Source organism: Nocardiopsis dassonvillei (genome assembly GCF_964273065.1).
GTDB classification, from domain to species: Bacteria; Actinomycetota; Actinomycetes; order Streptosporangiales; family Streptosporangiaceae; genus Nocardiopsis; species Nocardiopsis dassonvillei_B.
The window spans coordinates 193880-219258 of record NZ_OZ186815.1; the positions used below are offsets into that span (position 1 = coordinate 193880).

The window sequence follows — 25379 nt, forward strand, 5'->3', positions numbered from 1 at the left end:
AAAGCGAGAGGAGGGGACATGGTCTCCTTGGGGAACACCGTCATCACCGGAGGCTCGTCCGGACTGGGCGCGGCCACGGTCCGCGCCGTGCGCGACGCCGGCGGCAAACCGATCGTGTTCGACCGGCGCCACCCCGGCGAGGACCTGCCGTTCGAGCAGGTCGACGTGGCCGAGCGGGAAGAGGTGGAACTGGCCGTCCGCAGGGTCGTCGAACGGCACGGCCGTATCGACGCCGTGGTCAACGCCGCGGGCATCGACGCCTGCGGCTCCCTGACCGAGGTGTCCGCGAGCGAGTGGGAGCGGGTCCTGGCGGTCAACCTGCTCGGCACCGCGGCCGTCACCCGTGCCGCCCTGCCCCACCTGCGCGACTCCGGCGGGAAGGTGGTCAACTGCGCCTCGACCCTGGGGGTGCGCGCCGTGGGGGACGCGACCGCCTACTGCGCCTCCAAGTTCGGGGTGGTGGGGTTCACCCGTGCCCTGGCCGCCGAGACGGCGGGACAGGTGGGGGTCACCCTGCTGATCCCCGGCGGCATGGCCACCTCCTTCTTCGACGGCAGGCCCGACCGGTACCGGCCCGGGCCCGACGCCGCGCTCAACGACCCCGCGAACGTCGCCGAGGCCGTGCTGTTCGCCCTCACCCGCCCGGCGGGGTGCGAGGTGCGCGAGATGGTCGTGTGCCCCTCCGAGGAGGTCTCCTGGCCCTGACCGGAGCCCCGTGACCGCACCAGAGGAAGGAGACGGCATGACGACCGCGACCTGGGGGAGGACCGTGGTGACCGGCGGCGCCGGGTTCCTCGGATCCCATCTGTGCCGGCGGCTGCTGGAGGAGGGGGCGGAGGTGGTGTGCCTGGACAACTTCGCGACGGGGAGCCCCGCCGCGGTGGCCCGGCTGGCGGACCACCCGCGCTTCCGGCTGGAGGAGGCCGACCTCGTCCGCCCGGTCCGGACGGAGGGCCCGGTGGACACCGTGTTCCACCTGGCGTCGGCGGCGTCGCCGCCCGACTACCTGCGGATGCCGGTGGAGACCCTGGAGGCCGGCAGCCTGGGGACCCGCAACGCCCTGGCCCTGGCCGAGGAGCACGGGGCCCGGTTCCTGCTGGCCTCCACCAGCGAGGTCTACGGTGATCCGCTGGAGTACCCGCAGCGCGAGACCTACTGGGGCAACGTCAACCCGGTGGGGCCGCGCAGCGTCTACGACGAGGCCAAGAGGTACGCGGAGTCGCTGGTGATGGCGCACGCCAGGGCCCGGGGGGCCGACGCGGGCATCGCCCGCATCTTCAACAGCTACGGGCCCGGCATGAGGGCCGACGACGGCCGCATGGTCCCCACCTTCGTCAACCAGGCGCTGGAGGGGCGGCCGCTGACCGTCGCCGGGGACGGCCACCAGACCAGGTCCCTGTGCTATGTGGACGACACGGTCCGGGGGCTGATGGCCCTGGCCGCCCGCCGCGGGGTGCGCGGGCCGGTCAACATCGGCAGCGACGAGGAGATGAGCGTGCTCTCCCTGGTCGGGCTGGTCCTGAGGCTGACCGGGTCGGACTCGGAGATCGTGTTCGTCGACCGCCCGCAGGACGACCCGGGGTTCCGCAGGCCCGACATCCGGTTGGCCCGGGAGCTTCTCGGGTGGAGCCCGCGGGTGCGGATCAGGGAGGGCATGCGTCGGGTCATCGACCACTTCGCGAGGACCCGTCCCCGCCCCGGGAAAACCGTCGCGTCGAAGAGCTGAGGACCGGGCCGAGCGGCCGGACGAACGGGGGGTGGGGGTCGTGGACGGCACGGCGCGCGAGCCGAGGGTGACCGTGGTGGTCGCCACCCGCGACAGATCGCAGGAGCTGTGCCGCACACTGTCCCGGCTGGGCGGGCTGGACCCCCGCCCCCCGGTGGTGGTCGTGGACAACGGTTCCACGGACGGTACCGCGGAGGCGGTGCGGGAGCGCTTCCCGTGGGTCCGCCTCCTGCACCGGACCCGCAACCTCGGGTGCGCGGCCCGCAACGTCGGTGCCGCCCGGGCCCGCACCCCCTACGTCGCCTTCTGCGACGACGACTCGTGGTGGGAGCCGGGCTCCCTGGAGGCCGCCGCCGACGCCCTGGACGCCCATCCGGACGTGGCGCTGGTGACCGCCTCGGTCCGGGTCGGCCCCGAGGGTCGGCCCGACCCCGTCACCCTGGCGCAGCTCCGCGCGCCGCTGCCCTCCCCGGGAGGCCCCGGCCCCCGGGTGCTGGGCTTCCTGGCCTGCGCCGCGGTGGTGCGCCGCACCGCCTTCGAGGCGGTCGGGGGCTTCGAGCCGCTGCTGTTCTTCGGGGGGGAGGAGGAGCTGCTGGCCCTGGACCTGGCGGCGGCCGGGTGGGAGATGCGGCTGCTGCCCTCCGCGGTGGTCAGCCACCACCCCTCCCGGCACCGGCCGCCGAGCCGGCGGCGGGAGGCGCTCCAGGAGCGCAACGCCCTGCTGACGGTGTGGCTGCGCCGCAGCCCCGCGGTGGTCCGGGAGCGCACGCTGCGCGTCCTCGTCCGCTGCCCGTCCGACCCGGTCCCGCGGCACGCGCTCGCGGGAGCGCTGCTCAGGCTCCCCGCCGTGCTCGTCCGCCGCAGGCGCCTGCCCGCCCGGGTGGAGCGCGACCTGGAGGCGGCGGCGCCCTCCTGAGGGCCGCCGCCGACACGGAGGGGGCCGTGCCGCCGGTCGGCGGCACGGCCCCCTCGCCCCGTTCTCGTCCGTGGTCCGTCCGCGGCCTCAGGCCGGGACGGCGTCGGTGGGACGGTCCCAGACGCGGTGCAGTCCGACGAGCCGGGCGAACTCCGCGGCGCAGGTGCCGTCGGCCTCGGGGGCGACCACCACGCCCAGCTCCTCCCGGGTCCGCTGCGCCGGGGTGACGGCGTGCTCGGGCAGCGGCGGCGCCACTCCCAGTTCCGCGCCCGCGCCCACCAGCGCCAGCGGCTTGTGGTGCTTGTACGCCTCCAGCACGAAGTGGCGGGCCAGGCCGTCGCCGGCCAGGGCCGCCACGGCGTCCGCGCCGTCGGGCACCGCCACGGCGTCGTAGAGCACCGAGGACATGGTGGGCAGTGCCCGGTCCACGGCCAGGGACCCGCCGTCGGAGGTGCGCACCGCGCCGGCCGCCGGGGCGAGCAGCTCCACCACCGCGCCCTCCTGCGCCAGCGGGTCCCGCAGCCCCTCCACGCTCGCCGCGTCCACACCGTCGGCGACCAGGATCGCTACCTTGCGGCCCACCACCGACCCGAAGGAGGTCCGGGCCTGGCTGAGCGCGGGGGAGGACCGCCCGTGGTTGGGGACGGCCTCCTCCTCGGGCGGCTCCAGGCCCAGCCCCTCGGCCACCGCCCCGGCCAGCCCGAGGTCGACGTTGACGAGGTTGGCGACCACCCGGCGGCGCACCGCCACCTCCTCGCACTTGCCCAGCTCGAACCGGAACGCCGCGACCAGGTGCTCGCGCTCCCAGGAGGACAGGCTGTTGTAGAACAGGGTGGCCTGGGAGTAGTAGTCCTTGAAGCTCTCCGCCCGCCTGCGGATCTTGCTCCCCTCCACCTTCTCCGTGTAGTGGCGGTACACCCCCTCGTCGGCCAGGGCCGGGCAGCCGCCGCCCAGCGAGTTGGGGAAGTAGGAGGTCCTGCCGCGGTGCACCCGGTGCTGGGCGAACCCGTCCCGCTGGTTGTTGTCGACCGGTGCCACCGGCCGGTTCACGGGGATCTGCTGGAAGTTGGAGCCGCCCAGCCGCAGCAGCTGCGTGTCCAGGTAGGAGAAGTTGCGGGCCTGGAGCAGCGGGTCGTTGGTGAAGTCGATGCCCGGCACCACGTTGGCGGTGTGGAAGGCGACCTGCTCGGTCTCGGCGAAGAAGTTGTCCGGGTTGCGGTCCAGGGTGAGCCTGCCGACGGGCCGGACCGGGATCTCCTCCTCCGGGATGATCTTGGTGGCGTCCAGCAGGTCGAAGTCGAACGCGTGCTCGTGCTCCTCCGGGACCAGCTGCACGCCCAGCTCCCACTCGGGGAACTGCCCGCGCTCGATGGCCTCCCACAGGTCGCGCCGGTTGAAGTCGGGGTCCTTGCCCTGGATGCGCTGGGCCTCGTCCCACACCAGGGAGTGGGTGCCCAGCAGCGGCTTCCAGTGGAACTTGACGAACACGCCCCGCCCCTGCGCGTTGACGAACCGGAAGGTGTGCACCCCGAACCCCTGCATGGTCCGGTAGCTGCGCGGGATGGCCCGGTCCGACATCAGCCACATGATCATGTGGGTGGTCTCGGGCTGGAGCCCGACGAAGTCCCACAGGGTGTCGTGCGCCGACTGCGCCTGCGGGATCTCGTTGTGCGGCTCGGGCTTGACCGCGTGCACGAAGTCCGGGAACTTGATCCCGTCCTGGATGAAGAAGACCGGCATGTTGTTGCCGACCAGGTCGTAGTTGCCCTGCTCGGTGTAGAACTTCACCGCGAACCCGCGCACGTCGCGCACCGTGTCCGCCGAGCCGCGCGACCCGGCGACGGTGGAGAAGCGCACGAACACCGGCGTGACCACGTCCGGCCCGCTGAGGAAGTGGGCCGCGGTCAGGTCCGACAGGTCCTCGTAGGGGCGGAAGTGCCCGTAGGCGCCCGCGCCGCGCGCGTGCACGACCCGCTCTGGGATGCGCTCGTGGTCGAAATGGGTGATCTTCTCCCGCGCGTGGAAGTCCTCCAGCAGCGTCGGGCCGCGCTCACCGGCGGCGAGCGAGTTGTCGGTGTCCTCCACCCGCACCCCGGTGTCGGTGGTCAGCGGCCCCTCGGAGTCGGTGCGGGCGCTGTCGAGCGCCCTGTCCTTGGCGTCGCGCGTGCCGTCGTTCATCGGGTCCCCTCGGTGTCTCATACCTCTCCCCGGGTGCCACTGACCGGACCGGGCGGTGGTGAAACCCCCGGTCCGGGCGCCGTCCAGGTGTGAGCCGCGGAGAACCGGGCAGTGGCACGCGGAAAGCGAAGGGAGGGATCGGTGATGACGGACAAACGACCGCCGGCGCAGAGCCAGCCCTATCCGGGGCGCACCGAACCGATGGACCCCGAACCGCGCGACGAGATGCGCGACTACCGGGGCAGCGGACTGCTCGAGGGCAAGCGGGCCCTGATCACCGGCGGTGACTCGGGTATCGGGCGGGCCGTGGCGGTGGCCTTCGCCAAGGAGGGGGCCGACGTGGTGTTCGGCTACCTCAGCGAGGACGCCGATGCCCAGCACACCGTGGGACTGGTGCAGGAACAGGGGCGGCGCGCCGTGGGCGTGCGCGGCGACCTGGCCGACGAGTCCTACTGCGCGCACCTGGTGCGCCGGGCGGTGGAGGAGCTGGGCGGGATCGACATCCTGGTGGAGCACGCCGCCACCCAGGCCCCGGTCGATGACATCACGGAGCTGACCACCGAGCAGCTGCGCCGGACCTTCGACGTCAATGTCATGGGGGTGTTCTGGACGGTGCGCGAGGCCGTGCCGCACATCCCCCAGGGCGGATCGATCATCATCACCGGGTCGATCAACGGACTGCGCGGCAACGACACGCTCATCGACTACGCGGCGAGCAAGTCCGCCGCCATGAACCTGTCGATGTCGCTCTCACAGTCGCTCATGGAGCGCGGCATCCGGGTGAACTGCGTGGCGCCCGGGCCGGTGTGGACGCCGCTCATCCCCGCCACCCTCGGAGAAAAGGGGGCCGAGGGTTTCGGGGAGCAGGCGCCGATGGGCAGGGCGGCCGATCCAGACGAGATCGCGCCCTCCTACGTGTTCTTCGCCAGTGAACGACTGTCGTCGTACTACACGGGGGAGACACTGGCGCCGACCGGCGGGGAGATCCAGGCCGGCTGACCGCGCGAGGAGGGCGGGGCGGACCCGGTCCGCCCCGCCCTCCCGTGTCCGGGGTCAGTCCCGCCCGGGCAGGAACTCCCGGGCCTTGGCGGCCAGGCCGCGGGCGATGACGCCGCGCCGCTCCGGGTCTCCCGACAGCAGGGCCTTGACGGTGTCCACGAGCTGCTCGCGGTCCACCTGCGGCGGGATCGGCGGCATGTCGGCGTCGCAGCGCACGTCGATCAGCGCCGGGCGGTCGGCGGTCAGCGCCCGGTCCCAGGCGGGGCCCACGTCCTCGGGGCGGTCCACCGAGATGCCGACCAGCCCCATCTGCTCGGCGAACGCGGCGTAGGACATCTCCGGCAGGTCCTGGGAGAACGGCGTCCGGGGCGAGCCGCCCATGGCCCGCAGCTCCCAGGTGACCTGGTTGAGGTCGTTGTTGTGCAGCACGCACACCACCAGCCGCCGGTCCTCCCACAGCTCGTGGTACCGGCGGGCGGTGAGCAGCTCCATCAGCCCGTTCATCTGCATGGCGCCGTCGCCGACCAGGGCGATCACGGGCCGGTCCGGGGCGGCGAACTTGGCTCCGATGGCGTAGGGCACCGCGCAGCCCATGGTCGCCAGCGTCCCCGACAGGGAGCCGCGCATGTCCGCGCGCATCCGCAGCAGCCGCGCGTACCAGTTGGTGACCGACCCGGAGTCGGCGGTGACCACCGCGTCGGCCGGCACGCGCAGGGACAGCTCGTGCACGATCAGCATCGGGTTGACCGGATCGGCGGGCACCCGGGCCTGCGCGTCCAGGACCTCCCACCAGCGGGCCACGCCCTCCTCGACGGTCTCCCTCCAGCGGCGGCGCGGCTCCGCCAGGGCCGGGGACGGCTCGAGCCGCTCCAGCAGCGCCCGCAGGGTGGCCTTGGCGTCGCCCACCAGGTTGACCTCTGTGGGGTAGCGCATGCCGATGGCGCCGGGGTCGGTGTCGATCTGCACGGCCCGGCGGCCGAACGGCGGCAGGAACTGGGTGTAGGGCATGTTGGAGCCGATGATGACCAGGGTGTCGCAGTCGCGCATCATCTCCCAGGAGGGCCGGGTGCCCAGCAGCCCGACGCCGCCGGTGACCTGCGGGAGGTCGTCGGGGAGCACGTCCTTGCCCAGCAGGGCCTTGGCGATGCCCGCACCGGTGGCGTCGGCCAGCTCCAGGACCTCCTCGGCGGCGCCGCGGGCGCCCTGGCCGATGAGGAGGGCCACCCGCTCACCGGCGTCGACCACCTCCGCGGCCCGGTCCAGCTCCTTCACCGGCGGCAGCGTCCGGCTGCGCTCGGCGAGCGGGTCGGGGGCGCTGGAGGGCACGTGCTTGAACGCGTGCTGGGGCGGGCTGTAGTCCATTTCCTGCACGTCCCCGGGAACGATGACCACGGTGGGCGCGGACCGGCCCACGGCGGTGCGCACCGCCCGGTCCAGGACGTTGGGCAGCTGCTCGGGCACGGTGACCGTGGCCAGGTACGCGGCGACGTCCTTGAACAGGGAGTGCAGGTCCACCTCCTGCTGGTAGGAGCCGCCCAGTGCGGTGCGGTCGGCCTGGCCGACCACCGCCACCACCGGCACCCGGTCCAGCTTGGCGTCGTAGAGCCCGTTGAGCAGGTGGATCGCCCCGGGTCCGCCGGTGGCCAGGCACACGCCGGGCCCGCCGCCGAACTTGGCGTAGCCGACGGCCTCGAAGGCCGACATCTCCTCGTGGCGGCTCTGTACGAACCGGGGTCCGTCGGGCAGCCGCCCCATCTGGGCTATGAGCCCGTTGATCCCGTCCCCCGGGTAGCCGAAGACCTTGGTCACGCCCCACTGCGACAGTCGGCGCAGCAGGTGCTCGGCGACGCTCTGCGTCATCTCTCCCCCTCGAAAGCGGGGGCCGCGGCGTTGCGCGGCCCCCGCTGGTCGTCGTCGGTCAGCCCCGGGCGCGCGAGGTGCGGGTGCCGCTCTCCTTGCGCAGGGCGTCCACGAGCTCGGCCTTGGTCATCTTCGAGCGGCCCTTCACGCCCAGGCGGCGGGCCTGCTCGTACAGGTGGTCCTTACCGGCGTTGGCGTCCACACCCCCGGCCGTGCCCCCCGAGCCCGAGCGCTTCTTGGCGTCCGGGTCGGAGGCCCGGGAGTCGGAGGGGCCCTTGCCGTCCTTGGCCTCCCAGTGGTCGCCGACCTTCTCGAAGGAGTGCTTGACGGCGGACATGGCCACCCGGTGGGCGCGCTCGCCCTCGCCGTACTGCTCCACGGCGGAGTCGTGGGCCTTGATCCAGGTGCGCTGGGCCTTCTTGGAGGACCTGCGCAGCGTGTCGGGCAGTTCCCGGGTCCCGGGCATGGGACCCACCTCCCTCGTGTCCGTTGTCGTGTTCTCTCGGGTCCGGGCGCGGTGCGCGGCGTCAGGGCCGGAAGACGACCTTGACGGCCCCGTCCCGCTTGGCCTGGAACATCGCGTAGGCGTCGGCGGCCTCGTCCAGGCCGACGTGGTGGGTGGCGAAGTCCTCCACCCCCAGCACGTCGCGTTCACCGAGCAGGGGCAGGATCTCGGGCGTCCAGCGGCGCACGTTGGCCTGTCCCATGCGGAGCTGGATCTGCTTGTCGAAGAGGGTGAGCATCGGCAGCGGGTCGGCGGTTCCGCCGTAGACGCCGACGACGGAGATGGTGCCGCCCCGCCGGACCAGCTCGATGGCGGTCTGCAGGGCCGAGAGCCGGTCCACGCCGGCGGTCTCCATCAGCCTGGCCGCGGCGCCCTTGGGCAGGAACGCGGTGAGCCGCTGGGCGAGGCGGGCCGACCCGTGCCCCTCGGCCTCCAGCCCCACGGCGTCGATGACGGCGTCGGGCCCCTGGCCGCGGGTCTGCTCGCGGATCTGCGCGATGAGGTCGTCGGTGCCTCCGGAGGAGTCGAACACCTCGACGCCCCGGGCCGCGGCGCGGGCGCGCCGCTCCGGTACGGGCTCGACCCCGAACACCTGGCCGACGCCCAGGTGGCGGGCCACCCGGCAGCACATCTCGCCGATGGGGCCCAGCCCCAGGACGGCGAGCGAGCCGCCCGGCGGGACGTCCGCGTACCGCACGGCCTGCCAGGCCGTGGGGAGCACGTCCGACAGGTACAGGTAGCGGTCGTCGGGCCCCTGGGCCGGGACCGGGATGGCGTTGGCCTCGGCCCGGGGCACGCGCATGTACTCGGCCTGGGCGCCGGGGACCGACCCGTACAGGGAGCTGTACCCGTAGATGGCGGCGCCGGTGCCCTGCTCGTCGTCGCGGGTGTTCTCGCACTGGGTCTGGAGCCCGCTGGCGCACATGGCGCAGTGGTCGCAGGAGATCTGGAACGGGATGACCACGCGGTCGCCCGGGGACAGGGCGTGCACGCCCGGGCCCACCTCCTCGACGGTGCCCAGGGGCTCGTGGCCCAGGATGTCGCCTTCGTGCATGAAGGGGCCCAGGACCTCGTACAGGTGCAGGTCGGAGCCGCACAGGCCGGAGCTGTCGACCCGCAGGATCACGTCCCCGGGTTCCTCGATCCGCGGATCGGGCACCTCCTCGGTGCGCACGTCGCGGGTGCCGTTCCACACGACCGCCCTCATGTTCCCCCCACGGTGTCGGAAAGCGTCGTCGGTCCGTCGTGGGCGGGCCACTACCCGGGGGCCTGCAGGGGAAACACCGGCGGGGCGGGGCCGCGGGAGGGCTTCGGGGCCGCGCTGCCGTGCCTGTACCGGGTCGGGCCGCGGGAGGGCTTCGACCCGGTGCGGTCCCGGCGGGTCCGCGACCGCGGGCGCCTCCCGGCGCAGGTCCGCCGGGAGGCGCCCGCGGGGGTCAGGCGGCGTGCTCGCGCAGGTACTCGGCGAACTTCTCCAGGCCGTCGATGTTGCGCGGCCCGGAGATGCCCTCGTTGTAGTCCAGGACGAAGAAGTTCTCCTCCGCGACGGCCGGGACGTCGGACAGCGCGGGCAGGTCCTGGAGGAACGCGATCTTGTCCTCGGCGGGCTGGTCGCCGTAGTCCAGGATGATGACCACCTCGGGCCGCGCCTCCACGACGGCCTCCCAGCCGACCTGGGTCCAGCGCTCGTCCAGGTCGCCGAAGACGTTCTCCCCGCCCGCGAACCGGATGATGTCGTTGGGCGGGACCTGGGACCCGGCGGTGAACGCCTGGTCGGTGCCCGAGTCGTAGAGGAACACCGGCACCGGGTCTCCCTGCGGCGCCTGCTCTTGCACCGCCTCGACACGGGCGCGGTAGTCGGCGACCAGCTCCTCGGCCCGGTCCTCCACCCCGAAGATGGCCCCCAGCCGCTCCAGGTCGGTGTACAGGCCCTCGAACGGGGCGACCCGCTCGGGGAACCCCGGGTAGTTGAAGCACGACTCGGTGTGCATGAAGCTCTGGATGCCCAGCCCGTCCAGGATCTCCGGTGTGATACCGCGCTGGTCGCTGAACCCGGAGTTCCACCCGGCGACCACGAAGTCGGCCTCGGCGTCCACGACCAGCTCGCGGTTGAGCAGGTCGTCGCTGAGGAACTCGACCTTCGCGTACTCGTCCGCCCAGGGCGACTCGGTGACCGGCGGGTTGGCCGGGGGCATCACGTAGCCGTGCACGTGCTCGGTCAGGCCCAGCGCGAACATCTTGTCGGCGCTGCCGCCCTCGTACACCACCGCCCGCTGCGGGGTGGTGTACCCGACCTCCTCGCCGCAGCGGTTCACGGTGGTGGTCCGGGGGGCCGGGCCCGCCTGCGCGGGGTCCTGTTCGACCCGGGCGCCGCAGCCGGTGGCGGCCAGGACGGCCAGCGCCAGGGACGCTGCGGCCAGGGGGCGCGGGGGGAGGGGAGGGTGGTTCACGGGGTGCCTTCCTGATGGGTGAGCCGGTAGAGGAGCTGGGGCGCGCCGGTCAGCGGGTGGGGGACCACGGTGGCCTCCACGCCGAACACCTCGCGCACCAGGCCGGGGGTGAGCACGTCGGCGGGCGCGCCGGTGGCCACCAGCCGTCCTTCGCTGAGGACGCCGATGCGGTCGCAGGCCGCCGCGGCCAGGTTGAGGTCGTGCAGGACGACCAGGGTGGTGACGCCGACCTCGCGCAGCAGCGACAGCAGGTGGATCTGGTGGCGCACGTCCAGGTGGTTGGTGGGCTCGTCCAGCACCAGCACCCGGGGCTCCTGCACCAGCGCGCGGGCCATGAGGACGCGCTGGCGCTCGCCGCCGGACAGGGTCAGCACGCCCCGGTGGGCGAGGTGGGCGACGTCCATGGCCTCCATGGCGTCCGCGCACAGCCCGTGTTCGCGGGCGGTGAGCGGCCCGTTGCCGCGCTGGTGCGGGACCCGGCCCAGGGCGACGACCTCGGCGACGGTGAAGTCGAGGTCGCTGCCGTTCTCCTGGGTCAGGGCGGCGACCCGGCGGGCGCCCTCGCGGGGCCTGAGCGAGGCCAGGTCGTCGCCGCCGACGCGGACGGTGCCGCCTGTGGGGCGCAGTGCCCGGTAGACGCAGCGCAGTGCGGTGGACTTGCCCGACCCGTTGGGGCCGACCAGGCCGACCACGGTTCCGTCGGGGACGTCCAGGGACAGGGCGTGCACGAGGGTGGCGCCGTCGACGGCGACGGTGAGGCCGTCCAGGCTCAGGTGCATCAGCGGCCCCCGAACAGGTAGCCGCGGCGGCGCATGAGGATGAGGAACACCGGGACGCCGATGAGCGCGGTGAGCACGCCCAGGGGGAGCTCGCGGGGCGCGGCGACGGTGCGCGAGGCCAGGTCCACCCAGATCATCAGTACCGCGCCCGCCAGCGGGGCGACGGCCAGCACCCGCCGGTGGGCGGCGCCGACGAGGATGCGCACCACGTGCGGGACCACCAGGCCGACGAACCCGATCGCTCCGCTGACGGCCACCATGGCCCCGGTCATCAGGGCGGTGACCAGGAAGAGGACGCGGCGCAGCCGCTCGGTGTCCACGCCCAGGCTGGCGGCGGTCTCGTCGCCCAGGGCGGTGGCGTCCAGGCGCCGGGCCAGGGAGTGCAGCACCGCCAGGCCCGCCAGCACGATGACGGCGACGACGGGCAGTGATCCCCAGGTGGCGGCGCCGAAACCGCCCATGGTCCAGAACAGGACGGTGGCGGTGGCCTCGTTTCCGGGCGCCAGGTAGACGATGACGCTCATGATCGCCTGGAACCCGAAGGAGAGGGCGACACCGGTCAGGACCAGGCGCAGCGGGGTGATCCCGGCGGGGGAGCGGGCGATGAGGTGCACCAGCAGGGTGGCGGCCAGCGCCCCGGCGAAGGCCCCGGCCGAGACGGCGTAGGGCCCCAGCGCGGCCAGGGCGCCCAGCACGCCGACGGTGACCGCGCCGACGGAGGCCCCGGAGGAGACGCCGAGGATGTACGGGTCGGCGAGGGGGTTGCGGACCAGGGCCTGGACGGCGACGCCGACCGCGCCCAGCCCCGCCCCGACCAGGGCGGCCAGCAGGACGCGGGGGGTGCGGATGTTCCAGATGATCTGGTAGCGGGTGACCTCGTCGGGGGTGATGGCGCCGCCGGTGAGGGCGGCCCACAGGTAGCGGGCGGTCTCGTCGGGGGGGATCAGGGCGGTGCCCAGGCCGATGGCGGGCAGGGTGGAGGCGGCCAGGAGCAGGGCCAGCCCGGCGGCGGTGGCGGTGGTCCCGGCGGGGGTTGCGAGCCACCGGGGGCCGGGGGCCGGGGCGGGCGCCGTGGGGGGCGGCGCGGTCAGCGGGGGTGCTGGGGTCGGGGACACCCGTGCTCCTCCAGGGTCGGGGCGGTGGTCGCGCCACGGTGATGGAAATGACAACGGTTGTCATATTAGGGGGTGTGCGCCCCCTGCGGGAGGGGAACGGGGGGTCCGGTCGGGGGCGCTCCCGCCGCGCGGGGGAGGGCGGGGGTCCGGCGGGAGCGCCCGGACCGGAGGGCGGGCTACCAGCTGGACTTGGTGATGCCGGGCAGCTCGCCGCGGTGGGCCATCTCGCGGAAGCGGATGCGCGACAGCCCGAACCTGCGCAGGTGGCCGCGGGGGCGGCCGTCGACGGAGTCGCGGTTGCGCACGCGGGTGGCGCTGGCGTCGCGCGGCTGGCGGCGCAGCTCGGCCACCGCCGCGGCGCGCGTGTCCCCGTCGGTGTGCGGGCTCCTGATGAGGCGCTTGAGCTCGGCGCGGCGCTCGGCGTAGCGGGCGACGACGGCCTTGCGCTGCTCGTTGCGGGCGATCTTGCTCTTCTTGGCCACTAGATCTTCTCCCCCCGGGCCCGGATGTCGGCGACCACGCGCTCGATTCCGCGGGCGTCGATGACCTTCATGCCCTTGGTGCTGACCCTGAGCTTGACGAACCGCTGCTCGCCGGGCAGCCGGTACCGCTTGCTCTGGATGTTGGGGTCGAAGCGGCGCCTGGTGCGCCGGTGGGAGTGGGAGACGGCGTTGCCGAAGGCGGGCGCCTTGCCGGTGACCTGGCAGATGCGGGACACGGGTGGTTCCTTCCTTTCTCTCGGTGGTGGTGTTCGGGTCCGGTGTGTCAGCGCGGGGAGTGCGGTCCCGGGTAGGGGAGCAGGGCCATCTCGCGGGCGTTCTTGACGGCGGCGGCGATGAGGCGCTGCTGCCGGGCGGTGACCCGGGTGACGCGGCGGCTGCGGATCTTCCCCTTCTCGGAGATGAACCTGCGCAGCAGGTCGACGTCCTTGTAGTCGACGTAGTCCGTTTCGCCCAGCGGATCGGCGAACCTGCGGGGCGCCCTCCTGGGGCGGCGCTCGGTCGGCATCGGGGTCTCCTCTCAGCCCTCGGCGGCGGCGAACGGGTCGTCGGCGAAGGCGGTCTCGTCGTCGGTGGTCAGGCAGGAGTCGAGCAGGGCGGTGAGCCGGTCGGCGTCCAGGTCCACACCGGTGAACGCCAGGTGCTGGCCCCGGTCGCCCACCTGCGGGTCCCAGTCCAGGAGGGCGGTGGTGCGCCGGGCCTGGGGGACCATCTCCATGGCGGCGTCGGGCAGGGCGGCCAGCCACGGGCCCGCGGCGGCCACGGTGGCCAGGTCGCGGTGGGAGTCCCACACCAGGACGGTGTCGGGGCGGCTGCCCAGCCACAGGCGCCCGCGCCCGCGCAGGGTCATGGACACCAGGTCGTCCATGGCCTCGTGCAGGCGGCCGGGGTGCAGAGGGCGGCGCCGCGACCACACCACGGTGCGCACCCGTCCGGTGGCGTGGCCCGCGTGGTGGGCGCCCAGCGGGTCGGTGCGGTTGTGCGCGGCCTCCGTGTCGAACCGGCCCGCGGTGAGGGCGGAGGTGTCGGTGGGGTCCAGGACGGCGGCCGCCGGATTGAGGTGCTCGACCAGGGCGCGGGCCTCGGCGAGGTGCCGGCGGCCGTGCAGGGCGATCGCGGTCGGGTACTCGATCTGGGCCGTGAGCACCTCGCTGACGGCGCGCTCGTCGTTCTCGGCGATGTCCAGTCCCCGGTCCACGAGGTCGTCGTGGCAGGCCAGGTCGGGCAGCAGCCGGTCGGCGTCCACGGCGGTGACGACCGCGGTCAGGGTCAGCTCCGGCTGCGCGGCCACCGCCTCGGCGACCATCCGGGGCTCCACGCCGTCCCAGGCGTCCACCACGCACAGGTCGTGCTCGCCGATGGCGGCGGTGGCCAGCAGGAAGGGGACCAGGTCCTCGCGCAGGGTGCACGAGGCGCAGGCGTGGACGAGGTGGACGGGGCTGCGGTCGAGTTCGCCGCGGTGGTCGCGGGTGACGCGGTGGACCTCGCCCTCGCCGATCTCCGACAGGTCGTGGTGGACGACGAGGGTACCGGGCAGACCCAGTGCGGCCTCGACGGCGCGCTCGCGCGCCCGGCGGTGCAGACCGGTGATCACGGCCACGCGCATGGTCGCCTCCTCTCGATGGAAATGAAAACCATTGTCAAAAGATACACCAGGCCACCCGGCACCGGGACCCCCGGGGCCGGGCCGCCGCCCCGCCTGGCCGGGAAAACCGATGGCGCCCCGGCGCGCGCCGTGAGAGAACGGAGCGTCCGCACCCCCGCAGGAAGGGACCGCCGTGGCCCGGTCCGCCGACCACACGCGCCTGACCGGGCGCGCCTTCGCCGGGTTCGCCGGGACGATGCTGCCGGTGGAGTTCCTGGTCGTGGGCATGGGGGCGGTGGACCTGCTGATGATCGCCCCGCTGGGCATGGTCCACATCGCGGCGCTGGGCCTGGCCGACCTCCTCGCCGTGGCCCTGTTCGCGTTCTTCGGCGGGCTGGTGCACGCCCTGGGCGGGAGGCTGGCCGCCGCCGAGGGCGCGGGCGAACTGCTCCTCCGCCTGTCCGCCGTGGGCCTGGCCGCGCTGGTGGTCCTGGGGGCCTTCCAGCTGGCGGCCCTGGCGCTGGTCCCCCTGGCCGCTCCGCTGCTCGCGCTGGCCGGACAGGATCCGCTCATCGTTCCCGCCGTCGCCGACCACCTGGCGGTGCGGCTGTGCGGCCTCGCCCCCGCCCTGGCCGCCGTGGCCCTGGGCACGGCGCTGCGGGTGTGCGGATCCCGGGGTGCGGCCGCGCTGGTGCCGGCGGTCGGGTTCGCCGCCAACCTGGGCCTGGACCACGCCTTCCTGTACACCGGGGCGGCCGCCTGGTTCCCCTCGCCCGAGGCGGCGGTGGCCTGGGCGACCGTCGCCGCCCAGGCGGTGATGATCCCCGTCGGCGGACTCCTGCTGTACCGGGTCCTGGCCCGCCGCGGGCGGCGCCCCGCCCGGCCGACGCGCAGGGCCGTGGGGGAGGAGCTGCGCACGCTGGCCCCCACGGCCTGCGGGGTCGGCGGACGCCACCTCAACGACTACATGGGCGCGGTGCTGCCGGTGCTGTTCATCGGCACCCTGGGCGCCGGAGCGGTGGCCGCGACGGCCGTGGCGACCCGGGTTTACACGCTGTACTGCCGCCTGCCGCAGGCGTGCTTCGAGGCGGCGTTCGTGTTCTACGGCTACGCGCAGGGGGACGCGGCGCGGGAGCGGGCGGCGCGGACCCTCACCCGGTACGCGGGCGCCGTCACCGCCCTCAGCGGCGCGCTCGCGGTGGCCGCCTCCCCCTGGCTCGTCGCGGCGTTCTCGGGGGAGGGCGTGGACCAGGGGGCGGCCCGGTGGCTCTTCTTCGCGTACATGCTGGGACTGCCGCCGTACTTCTTCGACCAGCTCCGGGCCCGCTTCCTGATCGTGCACCGGCGCGGCGGGGTGCTGGCGGCGACCTCGCTGCTCACCTACGCGGTGACGGTCCCACTGGCCTGGTGCGCGGTGTTCCTGTGGGGGTCGGCGTTCGGGGCGGTGGCCGCCCGCGGGGTCGGGTACGGGGCGTCGGCCCTGGTCCTGGGCCGGGCCCTGGGCCGCCCGCCGGAACCCTGACTCAGCCCGCGGCGGCCTCCGCCCCCGCGTCCGCGGTGGCGCGGGCCGGGGCGGATCCGGGGGTGGAGAAGGTGCGGCCGCCCGGGACCAGGGCCGCCAGGGCGGGGGCGGCCACGCAGGCCAGCGCGCAGGCGACGAGCACCGGGCCGGCGCCCCAGGCGGCGGCCGCCGGCCCGATGAGCGCCAGGCCCACCGGTGCCAGCCCGTAGGAGAACAGGAAGTCGAGTGAGGACACCCGGGCCAGCTTGTCGGGGGCGACCTCGCGCTGAACGGCGGTGAACCAGGGCACGTTGAACAGCTCGATGCCCACCCCCACCAGCGCGTACGCGGCCATCACCACGACCGGGCCCACCGGGGCGACCAGGCTCAGCGGTGCCAGCGCGTACAGCCCCAGCCCCGCCAGCGCCACCCAGCCCCGGGCGCGCGGCCGCCACCGGGACACGATCACCGCGCCCAGCAGCGCACCCGCTGTGTAGGCGGTCAGCGCCCCCGCCAGCACGGCCTCGCTGCCGTAGTGGTCGCGGCTGGCCAGCGGGAGCAGCACGCCGGTGGCGGAGTAGCCGGTGGCGATGACCACGGTGAGCGCGCCCAGCCCCGCCAGGAACCAGGGGTGGCGGCGGGCCTCGGCCAGGCCGTCCAGGAACTCCACGTGGAACGGGGCGCGGGCGCGGGGGCCCGGCCCCGCGGTGCCGGGGGCGGGGGCCAGGGCGGCGACCAGCCACAGCGCGGCGGTGCCCAGCAGCAGCACCCAGAGCCCGGCGACCAGCGCCAGCAGGGCGGTCAGGCCCGGGGCGAGCAGGGTGCTGACCCGGGTCGAGAACGTCAGCGCGGCGTTGGCCTGCTGGCGGTCCTGCTCGGCGACGACCTCGGCGGTCAGCGCCTGGAAGGCGGGGCGGCAGGCGCCCTGCCCGGCGCCCACGACGACGGCGGCCGCGGCCATGAGGGCGGTGGAGGAGCCCAGGCCCAGCACGATGGCGGGGGTGGCCAGGGCGGCGGCCAGACCCGACCACAGCACGACGGCGCGGCGGGAGTAGCGGTCGGCGAGCAGGCCGCCGACCGGGACGGCCACCAGGAAGCCCGCGGTGCGCAGGGCCAGGACCAGCCCCAGGCCGACCGCGGTGAGGGAGCCGTCGAGCACGGCCAGTCCCAGGATGAAGGGGAGCGCCCAGGTCGCCAGGCCGGAGGCCGTGGTGGCGCTCCACAGGCGCAGGAAGGCGGGGTCGCGCAGCGGGCCGCCCGGGCGGGCGGCGGGTTCGGTGTTCGGCGCCGTTGTCGAGGACACGCGGTTGTTCTCACTCTCCGGAAGGTGGCGATGGCTGCGGGTCCACTCTAGTGAAAACGATTATCAGTCGCGACCGTTGTGGCGATACCGGAGTGGGTGGTGGGCCGCAAGGGGGCGGGCGGGCCGGAAGTGGTCCGCTTTCGGGTGGAGAGAAGTGGGAATGTCCGTTCCGGGTGCGGCACGCCGCATCCGCGGGTGCGGGATGAGTCACGTTCCGTGTTCTTGCAATTCGGTGACAACGATTTTCATTTCCCCTATAGTGCCGCTCAGGACGACCCTCCCCGAAAGGAACCGAGTGGACCGCTCCCTCATCGCCACCCTGCCGCCCCCGCTCCCGGCGGAGCAGATCATCGATCTGAACCGCCCCCGCGCCGACCTGGCCACCCACCGCCGCTACGAGTGGAACGGCTGGACCCTGGACGTGCCCCCCGGCGTCTTCCTGCCCGGCGCCACCAGCCGCATGATCCACCAGAGGATCCTCGACGACGCCATCGACGTGCGCGGCCGCCGCTACGCCGCCATGGGCTGCGGGCTGGGCGTGGAGGCCGCCGTCGCCGCCCTGCGCGGCGCCCGCGCCGTCCACGCCCTGGACGTGCACCCCGCCAGCGTCGGCGCCGCCGAGGCCGTCTACCGGACCGTCGTCGGCGACACCGCGCCCGGCACGGCGTTCACCGCCGTGGTCTCCGACCAGTTCTCCGCGGTGCCCGACGGCACCGCCTTCGACGTCATCACGTTCAACCCGCCCGCCGTCAGCCAGGCCGTGAGCGAGGACCCCGACGTGGTGCGCAACGTCTGCGTGGGCGCCCCCGCCACCGACGCGTTCTTCACCCAGATCGCCGAACGCGGACTGCTCGCCCCCGGCGGGGAGGCCTACCTCATCGTCTCCAACACCGCCGACCTGCGCACCATCATCGGCCGCGCCGCCGACCTCGGCTTCACCCCCGGGGTCGCCCACCTGCACGACTGGGAGGACGGCGTGCTCACCTACCTGTTCCGCCTGACCCGGGAAGGGGACGCGTGAAGACCCTCAGCGACCTGTTCGAGGCGGCCCGCACCTCCCCGGCCCCGCTGCCGGTGGCCACCAGCGTGTTCTGGGTCCACCACGGCACCCGCCTGGCCGGCGGCGACGTCACCTACCTCAACCGGTACGTACTGGTCCGGGTCGGACCGGCCTTCGGCGCCTGCGCCTTCGAGGACGGCGAACTCGACCCGGCGGTGTGCGCGCAGGCCTCCGGCCTGCCCCTGGGCGAACTCCTCTCCGAGGACCGGCCGACGCCCCTGCGGCTGGCCGCCCTGGACGCCCACCTGGCCGCCGCCCTGCCCCACCACCGGGACCCGCGCGCCGAGGCCGTCACCCTGCCCGAGGGCACCCCCGAACAGCGTGCCGTCGCCCGCGACGCCGCCATCGCCGGACTCCTGCCCGATCCGCGGGGCCGCAGGATCGGGCTGATCGGAGTGGTGAACCCGCTGGTCGCCGCAATCCGCGAGCGCGGCGGGGAATGCCTGCCCTGCGACCTCAACCTGCGCCGCACCCAGTGGGGCGACGAGGTCTCCGCGTCCATGGACGGGGTGCTGGAGGAGGCCGACGCCGTCGTCGCCACCGGTATGACCCTGGGCAACGGCAGCTTCGACACCATCCTGGGGCGCTGCCGCGAACGCGGGATCCCCCTGGTGGTCTACGCCCAGAGCGGCGCCGCCGTCGCCCGCGCCCTGCTCGGCGAGGGCGTCACCGCCCTGTCCGCCGAGCCCTTCCCCTTCTCCCAGTTCAGCGCGGTCCCCACCGCCCTGTACCGGTACCGCGCCGACGGGGCGGGGGCCGGTTCGTGATCACCGGCACCGGACGTGCCGCCTGCCACCACGGCGAGATCGTCCAGGGGGTGTTCCTGGACCGGCGCGGCCGCCCCCGCCGGGGCCTGGTCACCCTGCCCATGGCCGACCCGGTCACCGAGGCCGTCTTCACCCCCCGCCCCGGCACCCCGGCCCACCGGGTGGAGGTCCACCCGCCCGGCCGGGTCAAGGCGGCCCGTGCCGCAGCACTGGCCGCCGCCGAGTGCGCGTCCCGCCGCGCCCGCGTGTGCGGCGGGACACTGCGGCTGCGCGGCGGCGCCCCCACCGGACTGGGCCTGGGCTCCTCCACCAGCGACGTCACCGCTGCGGTGCGCGCGGTGTGCGCCGGGTTCGGGGTGGACCCCGCGCCCGCCACCGTCGCCCGCATCGCCGTCGCCGCCGAGGGCGCCAGCGACCCCATCATGTGGGAGGACGACCGGGCGCTGCTGTTCGCCCAGCGCGAGGGCCGGGTCCTGGAGGACCTGGGGGCGCCCCTGCCGCCGCTGGTCGTCGTCGGCTGCCTCACCGGCGGCGGGGCGCCGGTCGACACCCTGGGGCTGCGGGCCCGGGTGGACCGGCGCGAGGCCGCCGTGTACGAACGGCTGCGCGACGCCCTGCGCTCCGCGGTCGCCGCCGGGGACGCCGCCGAGGTGGGCCGGATCAGCACCGAGAGCGCCGTCCTCAACCAACGGGTTCTGCCCAAGCCCGAACTGGGGACGCTCAGGGACGTCGCCCGCCTGTGCGGGGCGGTCGGCGTCCAGGTCGCGCACAGCGGCAACGTGGCCGGTGTGCTCTTCGACGCGCGCGCCGACGACCTGGGGGCCCGGATCGACTCCGCCCTGGAACGGTTGCGCGGGGCGGGGCTCGCCCCCACCCGGGTCTTTCCCACCAGCCCCCCGAAACCTGGAGAGACGACGTGGACGACCACGTGTGCGAGACCCTTGGCAGACCGGACCTGATCGACCTCGGCGGCGGGCTGGTGTGCCTGCGGTTCGAATCCATGAAGGTGGCCTCCGCCGCCGCGGCCGTGCGCCACCTGCTCGACACCGGGGCGGTACGCCCCGGCGACACCCTGATGGACAGCTCCAGCGGTATCTACGCCTACGGCCTGGCCCTGGCCTGCCACCGGTACGGGCTTCGCTGCCACATCGTGGGGTCCACCACCATCGACCGGACCACCCGGGTGCAGCTGGAGATCCTGGGCGCCACCCTGGAGCAGGTGCCGCCCTCCGACGACCTCCGGTTCGACCAGAGCCGCCGGGTCGCGCGGGTGCGGGAGCTGCTGGCGGAGCACCCCGACTACCACTGGATGCGCCAGTACCACGACTCGGTGCACTACCTGGGCTACCGCGCGGTGGCCGACCAGATCGCCAAGGAACTGGACCCCGCCCCGCTGACCGTGGTCGGCGGGGTGGGGTCGGGGGCCTCCACCGGGGCGCTGGCGACGTTCCTGCGCGAGCGCGCACCCGACACCGGACTGGTGGGGGTGCAGCCCTTCGGCAGCGTCACCTTCGGCGGGGAGGCGGTGCGCGACAAGGAGATCATCATCGCCGGGATCGGCAGCTCCATCCCCTTCGGCAACGTGGACCACGCCCTGTACGACGTCGTCCACTGGGTCGGGTTCGACGCCGCCCTGGCGGGGAGCGTGGCTCTGCTGCGCGAGCACGCCGTGTTCGCCGGGCTGTCCACCGGGGCCGCCCACCTGGTGGCCCGCTGGGAGGCGCGGCGGGCACCGGAGCGGCGGGTGGTGTTCGTGGCCGCCGACACCGGGCACCGGTACGTGGAGTCGGTGTTCGCCCGCCACGGCGGCGCGCCGGACGCGGACTCGCTGGAGCCGGTGGCGATCCGCGACACCGCGGAGCTGGCCGCGCCCTGGTCGCGCATGGAATGGGGCCGGGCCCCCGCCCCGGCCCGCGCCGTCCACGTCGAGGACTGAGCCGGTCCCGTCCGCGGCCGGTGCCCGCACCGGCCGCGGACGGGCGCCGCGCGTCCGCCGTGCGGGCGGTCCCGTCGCCCGGCGCCCCGCGGCCCGGGGTGCGGCGGCGCCGATGTTCCGCGGTGCCGGAGGAGAGCGGACGGAACCCTTCCCTTCCCCCTGGGGGGATGGCCGTCCCCGGTGCCGGGCGCTAGGGTCGGCCCCGTGAACGAGACCCCGCCCCCGCTCCGGCCGGCGCGCGCCGCCGTGTTCGCCGGGGTGTGCACCGGGGTCTCGGCCGGCGGGCACGCGCTGAACTCCGCACACGCGGTCTCCCCGGCCGCCCTGGCCGCGGGGTTCGCCCTGCTCTTCGCGGCCGCCTGGGCGATGGCCGGGTCCGAGCGCCGCCTGGGCGTCCTCACCGGCTGGATGCTGTGGGGGCAGGGGGCCCTGCACCTGCTGTTCACGATCACCGCCCCCACCGCCGGCCACACCTCCGCCGCGCACACCGCGGCCACCGCCGACCTGGACGGGGGCGGGCTGAGCGCGACCATGGTCGCCGCGCACGCCGCCGCCGGGTGCGTCAGCGCCTGGTGGCTGCGCCAGGGCGAACGCGGCTTCTTCGACCTGCTCGGGTTCGTCGGGGCCCTGCTGGCCGCGGTGCTGGTCCTGCCGCGCCCGGTGCCGGTGCCCGCCGCCCCGCCCGGAGGGGCGCCCCGGCCCGCCGCCGACCGGCGCCCGCCCCGGTCCGCCCTGCTGCGCCACGTCCACGTGCGGCGCGGCCCGCCCGCCTCCTTCTGATCCCACGCCGTTCCGCGGCCGTGCGCGCCCCCGCGCCCGGTCCGCCCCCGGTGCGCCCGCACCGGCCCCCCGACGTGCCCGCGGCCCGCGCCGCGCAGACCAGAAGGAACCCCCGTGTCCGACGACACCTCCACAGCCCTGCCCGAGAACCTCGGGCCCGCCGACACACCCCGCTCCGGCGCCTGGGCCGCGGTGCGGCCCCTGCTGCTGCGCCTGCACTTCTACGCCGGGGTGCTCGTCGCCCCGTTCGTCGCCGTGGCCGCGCTCACCGGACTGGTCTACGTGTGGACCCCGCAGATCGAGCAGGCCGTGTACGCCGACCTGCTCACCGTCGAACCCGGGCCGCGGAGCGTGCCGCTCGCCGACCAGGTGGCGGCCGCGGCGGACGCCCGCCCCGACGCGACCGTGGTCGCCGTGCGCCCCGGCCGGGAGCCCGGAGACAGTACCCGGGTACTGGCCGAGGCCGAGGGCCTGGCCGAGAGCCACCGGCTCGCCCTGTTCGTGGACCCCCACACCGGCGAGGTGCTGGGGGAGAGCACCGGCTACGGGAGCAGTGGCTCCCTGCCGGTGCGCTCCTGGCTCGCCACGTTCCACCGCAACCTGCACCTGGGGGAGGCGGGGCGCGTCTACAGCGAGCTGGCCGCCACCTGGGTCTGGGTGGTCGCCCTGGGCGGGGCCGCCCTGTGGATCGGGCGGCGGCGCCGCGGCCGGGCGGTGCGCCGGGTACTGCTGCCCGACGACTCCGCCTCCGGCCGGGCGCGCACCCTGTCCTGGCACGGGGCGGTCGGTGTGTGGGCGCTGGCCGGGGTGCTGCTGCTGTCCGCCACCGGGCTGACCTGGTCCCGGTTCGCCGGCGAGAACATCGGCGAACTGCGCCAGGCGTGGGGGTGGACCTCCCCGAGCCTGAGCACGCCCGCACCCTCCGACCACGGCGGCCACGGCGACCACTCCGGTCACGACGGCCACACGGGTCACGGAGTGGACGCGGACACGGTGCTGGCCGCCGCCCGCGAGGCCGGGCTGACCGGCCCGGTGGAGGTGACCCTGCCCGTGGAGGAGGGCGCCGCCTACACCGTGCGGGGCACCCAGGACCACTGGCCCGCGCACAAGGACGCCGTCGCGGTGGACGCCGCCACCGGCGAGGTGGTCGAGGAGCTGCGGTTCGCCGACCACCCGCTGCCCGCCAAGCTCACGAGCTGGGGTATCGCCTTCCACATGGGACTGCTGTTCGGGGTCGCCAACCAGGTGCTGCTGACGGTGGTCGCACTCGGGGTACTGGGCCTGGTGGTGTGGGGCTACCGGATGTGGTGGCTGCGCCGCCCCGCACGCGCGGGTACCTGGGCGCTGGGCCGTCCCGCCGCCCGGGGCGCCTGGTGGGCGCTGCCCTGGTGGGGGCGGGCCGCGGTCGTCGCGGCGGCCCTGGCCGTGGCGTGGCTGCTGCCGCTGTTCGCGGTGTCCCTGGCGGCGTTCGTCCTGGTGGACCTGGTGCTGGCCGCCCGGGCCCGCCGCCGCGCCGCCGCCTGAGAACGGGCCGCGCCCCCGCCGCGGACGGTGGCGGGGGCGCGGGACCGGTTCTCCGGGGGCCCGGTGTTCCGCGGTGCCCGACACCGGCGCCGCCGGCGGCGGCCCGGGCCGGGAGGGCGCGGTCCCGGACCCGGGTCAGACGGGCTCGGCCGCGCGCTCCGGAGCGGGGGCCGGGCCCCCGTCCTCCGTGCCGGGGGCGACGCCCCGCAGGAAGTACTCCGGGCTGCGCAGCCGGGTGACGGCCATGAGCACCGCGCCCACCGCGAGGATCCCGCAGGCCATCACGAACACCAGCCCGATCCCGCCCACGGAGCTGCCGCTGCCGTAGGCCGGGTCCATGCTGTCGCGCACCGACACCCCGAACACGCCGAGCAGCATCAGGCCGCCCGCCACCGGGAAGAGCAGCCGGAACACGACGTCGCGGAACCCGCGCAGCGAGCGGCGGAAGAACCAGGCGCAGGCGAACGCGGTGATGCCGTAGTAGAAGCAGATCAGGACGCCCAGCGAGGCCACCATGTCGTACAGCACCCGCTCGCTCAGGTACGTCATCACCGTGTAGAACGCCGCGGTGGCCGCCCCCGCCACCACCACCGCCCGGGACGGGACGTGGAAGCGCGGGTGGGTCGCCGCCAGCGAGCGCGGGAACGCCCCGTAGGAGCCCATCGCCAGCATGGTGCGCGCCGCGGGCAGCAGCGTGGTCTGCAGGCTCGCGATACTGGAGGCCACCACCGCCAGGAACAGCAGCATGCCGCCCGGCCCGCCCAGCACCGGCCCGGCGAGCGCGGCGAACACGTTGTCGGCGGTGTCGGGGTTGCTCAGCCCCAGCCCGGTGTCCCCGACCCCGGCGTACATCATCGCCGCCACGGTCACCGTCACGTAGGTGAGCAGGATGGCGGCCACGCACAGCAGCCCGGCCCGGCCGGGGGTGCGCTCGGGGTCGCGGCTCTCCTCGTTCAGGGTCAGGCAGGTGTCCCAGCCCCAGAAGGCGAAGATCGACCCGGTCACACCGGCCACGAACGCCACCGTGGTGAGACCGGTGAACGGGTTGAACCAGCCGGGGTCGAAGGGCGCCGGGTCGGCGGCGCGGCCGCTGGCGACCTGGACGAACGCGGCCACGACGAACAGGGCCAGCACGGCCAGCTGGAAGACCACCAGCACGGCCTGGACGCGCTGGGTGACGGTGACGCCCCGGTAGCCGACCGCGGCGGCCAGGGCGATGAGCCCGACGGTGGAGGCCACGTTGACGGCCCTGTCGTCGGCCAGTGCGGCGACGGCGGGGTTCGCGAAGAGCTGTCCCAGCAGCAGGTAGCCGAACTCGACCGCCACCGACGCCAGGCTGGAGAGCACGATGATCGTGGCCGCGACCATGCCCCAGCCGCACATCCACCCGACGTAGGGGCCGAAGGCGCGGGCCGACCAGGTGAAGGACGCACCGCAGTCCGGCATGGCGTTGTTCAGCTCGCGGTAGGCGTACGCGGTGAGGAACATCGGGATGCACCCGGCGATGAAGATCGCCGGCATCTTCAGGCCGACGGAGGCCGCGATGAGGCCGATGGTGGCGGTGAGCGTGTAGGCCGGGGCCACGGTCGAAACGCCGATCAGGGCACCGGACAGGACGCCCACGCGACCGCGGGCCAGCCCTTTGGCTCCGACTCCGGGGTCGGGGGAGAGGGGGTGATGTGTCTCACGCATAGTGCCCCATCTAAGACGGAGGGCCCGTTGCAAGTCAAGGGTTGGGCAACTGAAATCGGATCAGATTTTGCATCAAAGTGCGGACACAGTTGTAATATTGACTTTGGGCAACGGATTCAGTTGCAGGATGAGGGGACTCCGCCAGGTTCGGGAACGACGCCGAGCGCGCCCTCCCGGGGCGGGGCCGGACGGTGTCTCCTCAC

The 25379-nt window shown here is 74.6% G+C and carries 24 protein-coding genes; 11 read left to right on the forward strand and 13 right to left on the reverse strand.

Annotation, left to right across the window (positions count from 1 at the left end):
* The first annotated feature begins 18 nt into the window (after nt 1-18).
* Genes ACSUPR_RS00945 through ACSUPR_RS00955 form a run of 3 tightly spaced genes read left to right on the forward strand, consistent with a single transcriptional unit; the run spans nt 19 to nt 2642 of the window.
* Nucleotides 19-705, forward strand: a complete 687-nt coding sequence (locus ACSUPR_RS00945) for an SDR family oxidoreductase (RefSeq protein ID WP_436888659.1) — start codon at nt 19-21, stop codon at nt 703-705.
* A gap of 37 nt (nt 706-742) precedes the next feature.
* The gene (locus ACSUPR_RS00950) at nt 743-1726 is read left to right on the forward strand and encodes an NAD-dependent epimerase/dehydratase family protein (protein WP_436888660.1); all 984 of its coding nucleotides are present in this window, start codon (nt 743-745) and stop codon (nt 1724-1726) included.
* A 40-nt stretch (nt 1727-1766) separates the two neighbouring features.
* Nucleotides 1767-2642 (forward strand): glycosyltransferase family 2 protein, encoded by an 876-nt coding sequence (locus ACSUPR_RS00955; protein ID WP_436888662.1) that lies wholly within the window; start codon nt 1767-1769, stop codon nt 2640-2642.
* An 87-nt stretch (nt 2643-2729) separates the two neighbouring features.
* Here ACSUPR_RS00955 and ACSUPR_RS00960 read toward each other — a convergent pair whose 3' ends face one another.
* On the reverse strand, nt 2730-4820 hold the full coding sequence (locus tag ACSUPR_RS00960) for a catalase (RefSeq protein ID WP_436888663.1): 2091 nt from the start codon (nt 4818-4820) through the stop codon (nt 2730-2732).
* 144 nt (nt 4821-4964) lie between these two features.
* On the opposite strand from ACSUPR_RS00960, the gene ACSUPR_RS00965 reads away from it, so the two are divergent.
* Nucleotides 4965-5819: an SDR family oxidoreductase gene (locus ACSUPR_RS00965; protein WP_436888665.1), complete on the forward strand. Its 855-nt coding sequence runs from the start codon at nt 4965-4967 to the stop codon at nt 5817-5819.
* 54 nt (nt 5820-5873) lie between these two features.
* On the opposite strand, the gene ACSUPR_RS00970 is transcribed toward ACSUPR_RS00965, so the two are convergent.
* The 10 genes from ACSUPR_RS00970 to ACSUPR_RS01015 form a co-directional block, all read right to left on the reverse strand.
* Entirely contained in the window at nt 5874-7679 is a 1806-nt protein-coding gene (locus ACSUPR_RS00970; RefSeq protein ID WP_436888667.1) for a thiamine pyrophosphate-requiring protein, read from the reverse strand.
* Between the two features lie 58 nt (nt 7680-7737).
* Complete coding sequence (locus tag ACSUPR_RS00975; protein ID WP_436888668.1) at nt 7738-8145, reverse strand: ChaB family protein; 408 nt, start codon at nt 8143-8145, stop codon at nt 7738-7740.
* Nucleotides 8146-8206: 61 nt separating this feature from the next.
* Nucleotides 8207-9391, reverse strand: coding sequence for an alcohol dehydrogenase catalytic domain-containing protein (locus tag ACSUPR_RS00980; RefSeq protein WP_436888670.1), 1185 nt, complete (start codon nt 9389-9391; stop codon nt 8207-8209).
* A gap of 229 nt (nt 9392-9620) precedes the next feature.
* A complete protein-coding gene (locus ACSUPR_RS00985; RefSeq protein ID WP_436888672.1) occupies nt 9621-10634 on the reverse strand; it encodes an ABC transporter substrate-binding protein in 1014 nt (337 codons plus the stop codon).
* Nucleotides 10631-11413: an ABC transporter ATP-binding protein gene (locus tag ACSUPR_RS00990; protein WP_436888673.1), complete on the reverse strand. Its 783-nt coding sequence runs from the start codon at nt 11411-11413 to the stop codon at nt 10631-10633. The genes ACSUPR_RS00985 and ACSUPR_RS00990 overlap by 4 nt, the downstream gene beginning before the upstream one ends.
* Nucleotides 11413-12528 (reverse strand): FecCD family ABC transporter permease, encoded by a 1116-nt coding sequence (locus tag ACSUPR_RS00995; protein ID WP_436888675.1) that lies wholly within the window; start codon nt 12526-12528, stop codon nt 11413-11415. The genes ACSUPR_RS00990 and ACSUPR_RS00995 overlap by 1 nt, the downstream gene beginning before the upstream one ends.
* A gap of 176 nt (nt 12529-12704) precedes the next feature.
* Nucleotides 12705-13010: a 30S ribosomal protein S14 gene (gene rpsN, locus ACSUPR_RS01000; RefSeq protein ID WP_436888677.1), complete on the reverse strand. Its 306-nt coding sequence runs from the start codon at nt 13008-13010 to the stop codon at nt 12705-12707.
* Complete coding sequence (gene rpmB / locus ACSUPR_RS01005) at nt 13010-13246, reverse strand: 50S ribosomal protein L28 (protein ID WP_436888679.1); 237 nt, start codon at nt 13244-13246, stop codon at nt 13010-13012. The genes rpsN and rpmB overlap by 1 nt, the downstream gene beginning before the upstream one ends.
* Nucleotides 13247-13293: 47 nt before the next feature.
* Nucleotides 13294-13536 carry a 30S ribosomal protein S18 gene (gene rpsR, locus ACSUPR_RS01010; protein ID WP_436888681.1) on the reverse strand — a complete coding sequence of 81 codons (243 nt, stop codon included), beginning with the start codon at nt 13534-13536 and terminating at the stop codon, nt 13294-13296.
* A gap of 12 nt (nt 13537-13548) precedes the next feature.
* Nucleotides 13549-14634, reverse strand: a complete 1086-nt coding sequence (locus tag ACSUPR_RS01015; protein WP_436888682.1) for a CobW family GTP-binding protein — start codon at nt 14632-14634, stop codon at nt 13549-13551.
* 172 nt (nt 14635-14806) lie between these two features.
* On the opposite strand from ACSUPR_RS01015, the gene ACSUPR_RS01020 reads away from it, so the two are divergent.
* The gene (locus ACSUPR_RS01020) at nt 14807-16135 is read left to right on the forward strand and encodes an MATE family efflux transporter (RefSeq protein ID WP_436888684.1); all 1329 of its coding nucleotides are present in this window, start codon (nt 14807-14809) and stop codon (nt 16133-16135) included.
* Nucleotide 16136: 1 nt separating this feature from the next.
* Here the strand turns inward: ACSUPR_RS01020 and ACSUPR_RS01025 are convergent, their stop codons facing one another.
* Nucleotides 16137-17417: an MFS transporter gene (locus ACSUPR_RS01025; RefSeq protein ID WP_436888686.1), complete on the reverse strand. Its 1281-nt coding sequence runs from the start codon at nt 17415-17417 to the stop codon at nt 16137-16139.
* Nucleotides 17418-17712: 295 nt separating this feature from the next.
* Here ACSUPR_RS01025 and ACSUPR_RS01030 point away from each other — a divergent pair, with 295 nt between their 5' ends.
* The 6 genes from ACSUPR_RS01030 to ACSUPR_RS01055 all read left to right on the forward strand — a co-directional run bounded on the left by ACSUPR_RS01030 (nt 17713) and on the right by ACSUPR_RS01055 (nt 23484).
* Entirely contained in the window at nt 17713-18438 is a 726-nt protein-coding gene (locus ACSUPR_RS01030) for a methyltransferase (protein ID WP_436888688.1), read from the forward strand.
* On the forward strand, nt 18435-19244 hold the full coding sequence (locus tag ACSUPR_RS01035; RefSeq protein ID WP_436888690.1) for a Rossmann-like domain-containing protein: 810 nt from the start codon (nt 18435-18437) through the stop codon (nt 19242-19244). Before ACSUPR_RS01030 ends, ACSUPR_RS01035 begins: the two co-directional genes overlap by 4 nt.
* A complete protein-coding gene (locus ACSUPR_RS01040; RefSeq protein ID WP_436888692.1) occupies nt 19241-20203 on the forward strand; it encodes a GHMP family kinase ATP-binding protein in 963 nt (320 codons plus the stop codon). The genes ACSUPR_RS01035 and ACSUPR_RS01040 overlap by 4 nt, the downstream gene beginning before the upstream one ends.
* The gene (locus ACSUPR_RS01045) at nt 20161-21180 is read left to right on the forward strand and encodes a pyridoxal-phosphate dependent enzyme (protein WP_436888693.1); all 1020 of its coding nucleotides are present in this window, start codon (nt 20161-20163) and stop codon (nt 21178-21180) included. The genes ACSUPR_RS01040 and ACSUPR_RS01045 overlap by 43 nt, the downstream gene beginning before the upstream one ends.
* A 204-nt stretch (nt 21181-21384) precedes the next feature.
* Nucleotides 21385-21960 (forward strand): hypothetical protein, encoded by a 576-nt coding sequence (locus ACSUPR_RS01050; protein WP_436888695.1) that lies wholly within the window; start codon nt 21385-21387, stop codon nt 21958-21960.
* A 114-nt stretch (nt 21961-22074) separates the two neighbouring features.
* On the forward strand, nt 22075-23484 hold the full coding sequence (locus tag ACSUPR_RS01055) for a PepSY-associated TM helix domain-containing protein (protein WP_436888697.1): 1410 nt from the start codon (nt 22075-22077) through the stop codon (nt 23482-23484).
* Nucleotides 23485-23619: 135 nt separating this feature from the next.
* Here ACSUPR_RS01055 and ACSUPR_RS01060 read toward each other — a convergent pair whose 3' ends face one another.
* Nucleotides 23620-25176: an APC family permease gene (locus ACSUPR_RS01060; RefSeq protein ID WP_436888698.1), complete on the reverse strand. Its 1557-nt coding sequence runs from the start codon at nt 25174-25176 to the stop codon at nt 23620-23622.
* Nucleotides 25177-25379 lie beyond the last annotated feature (203 nt).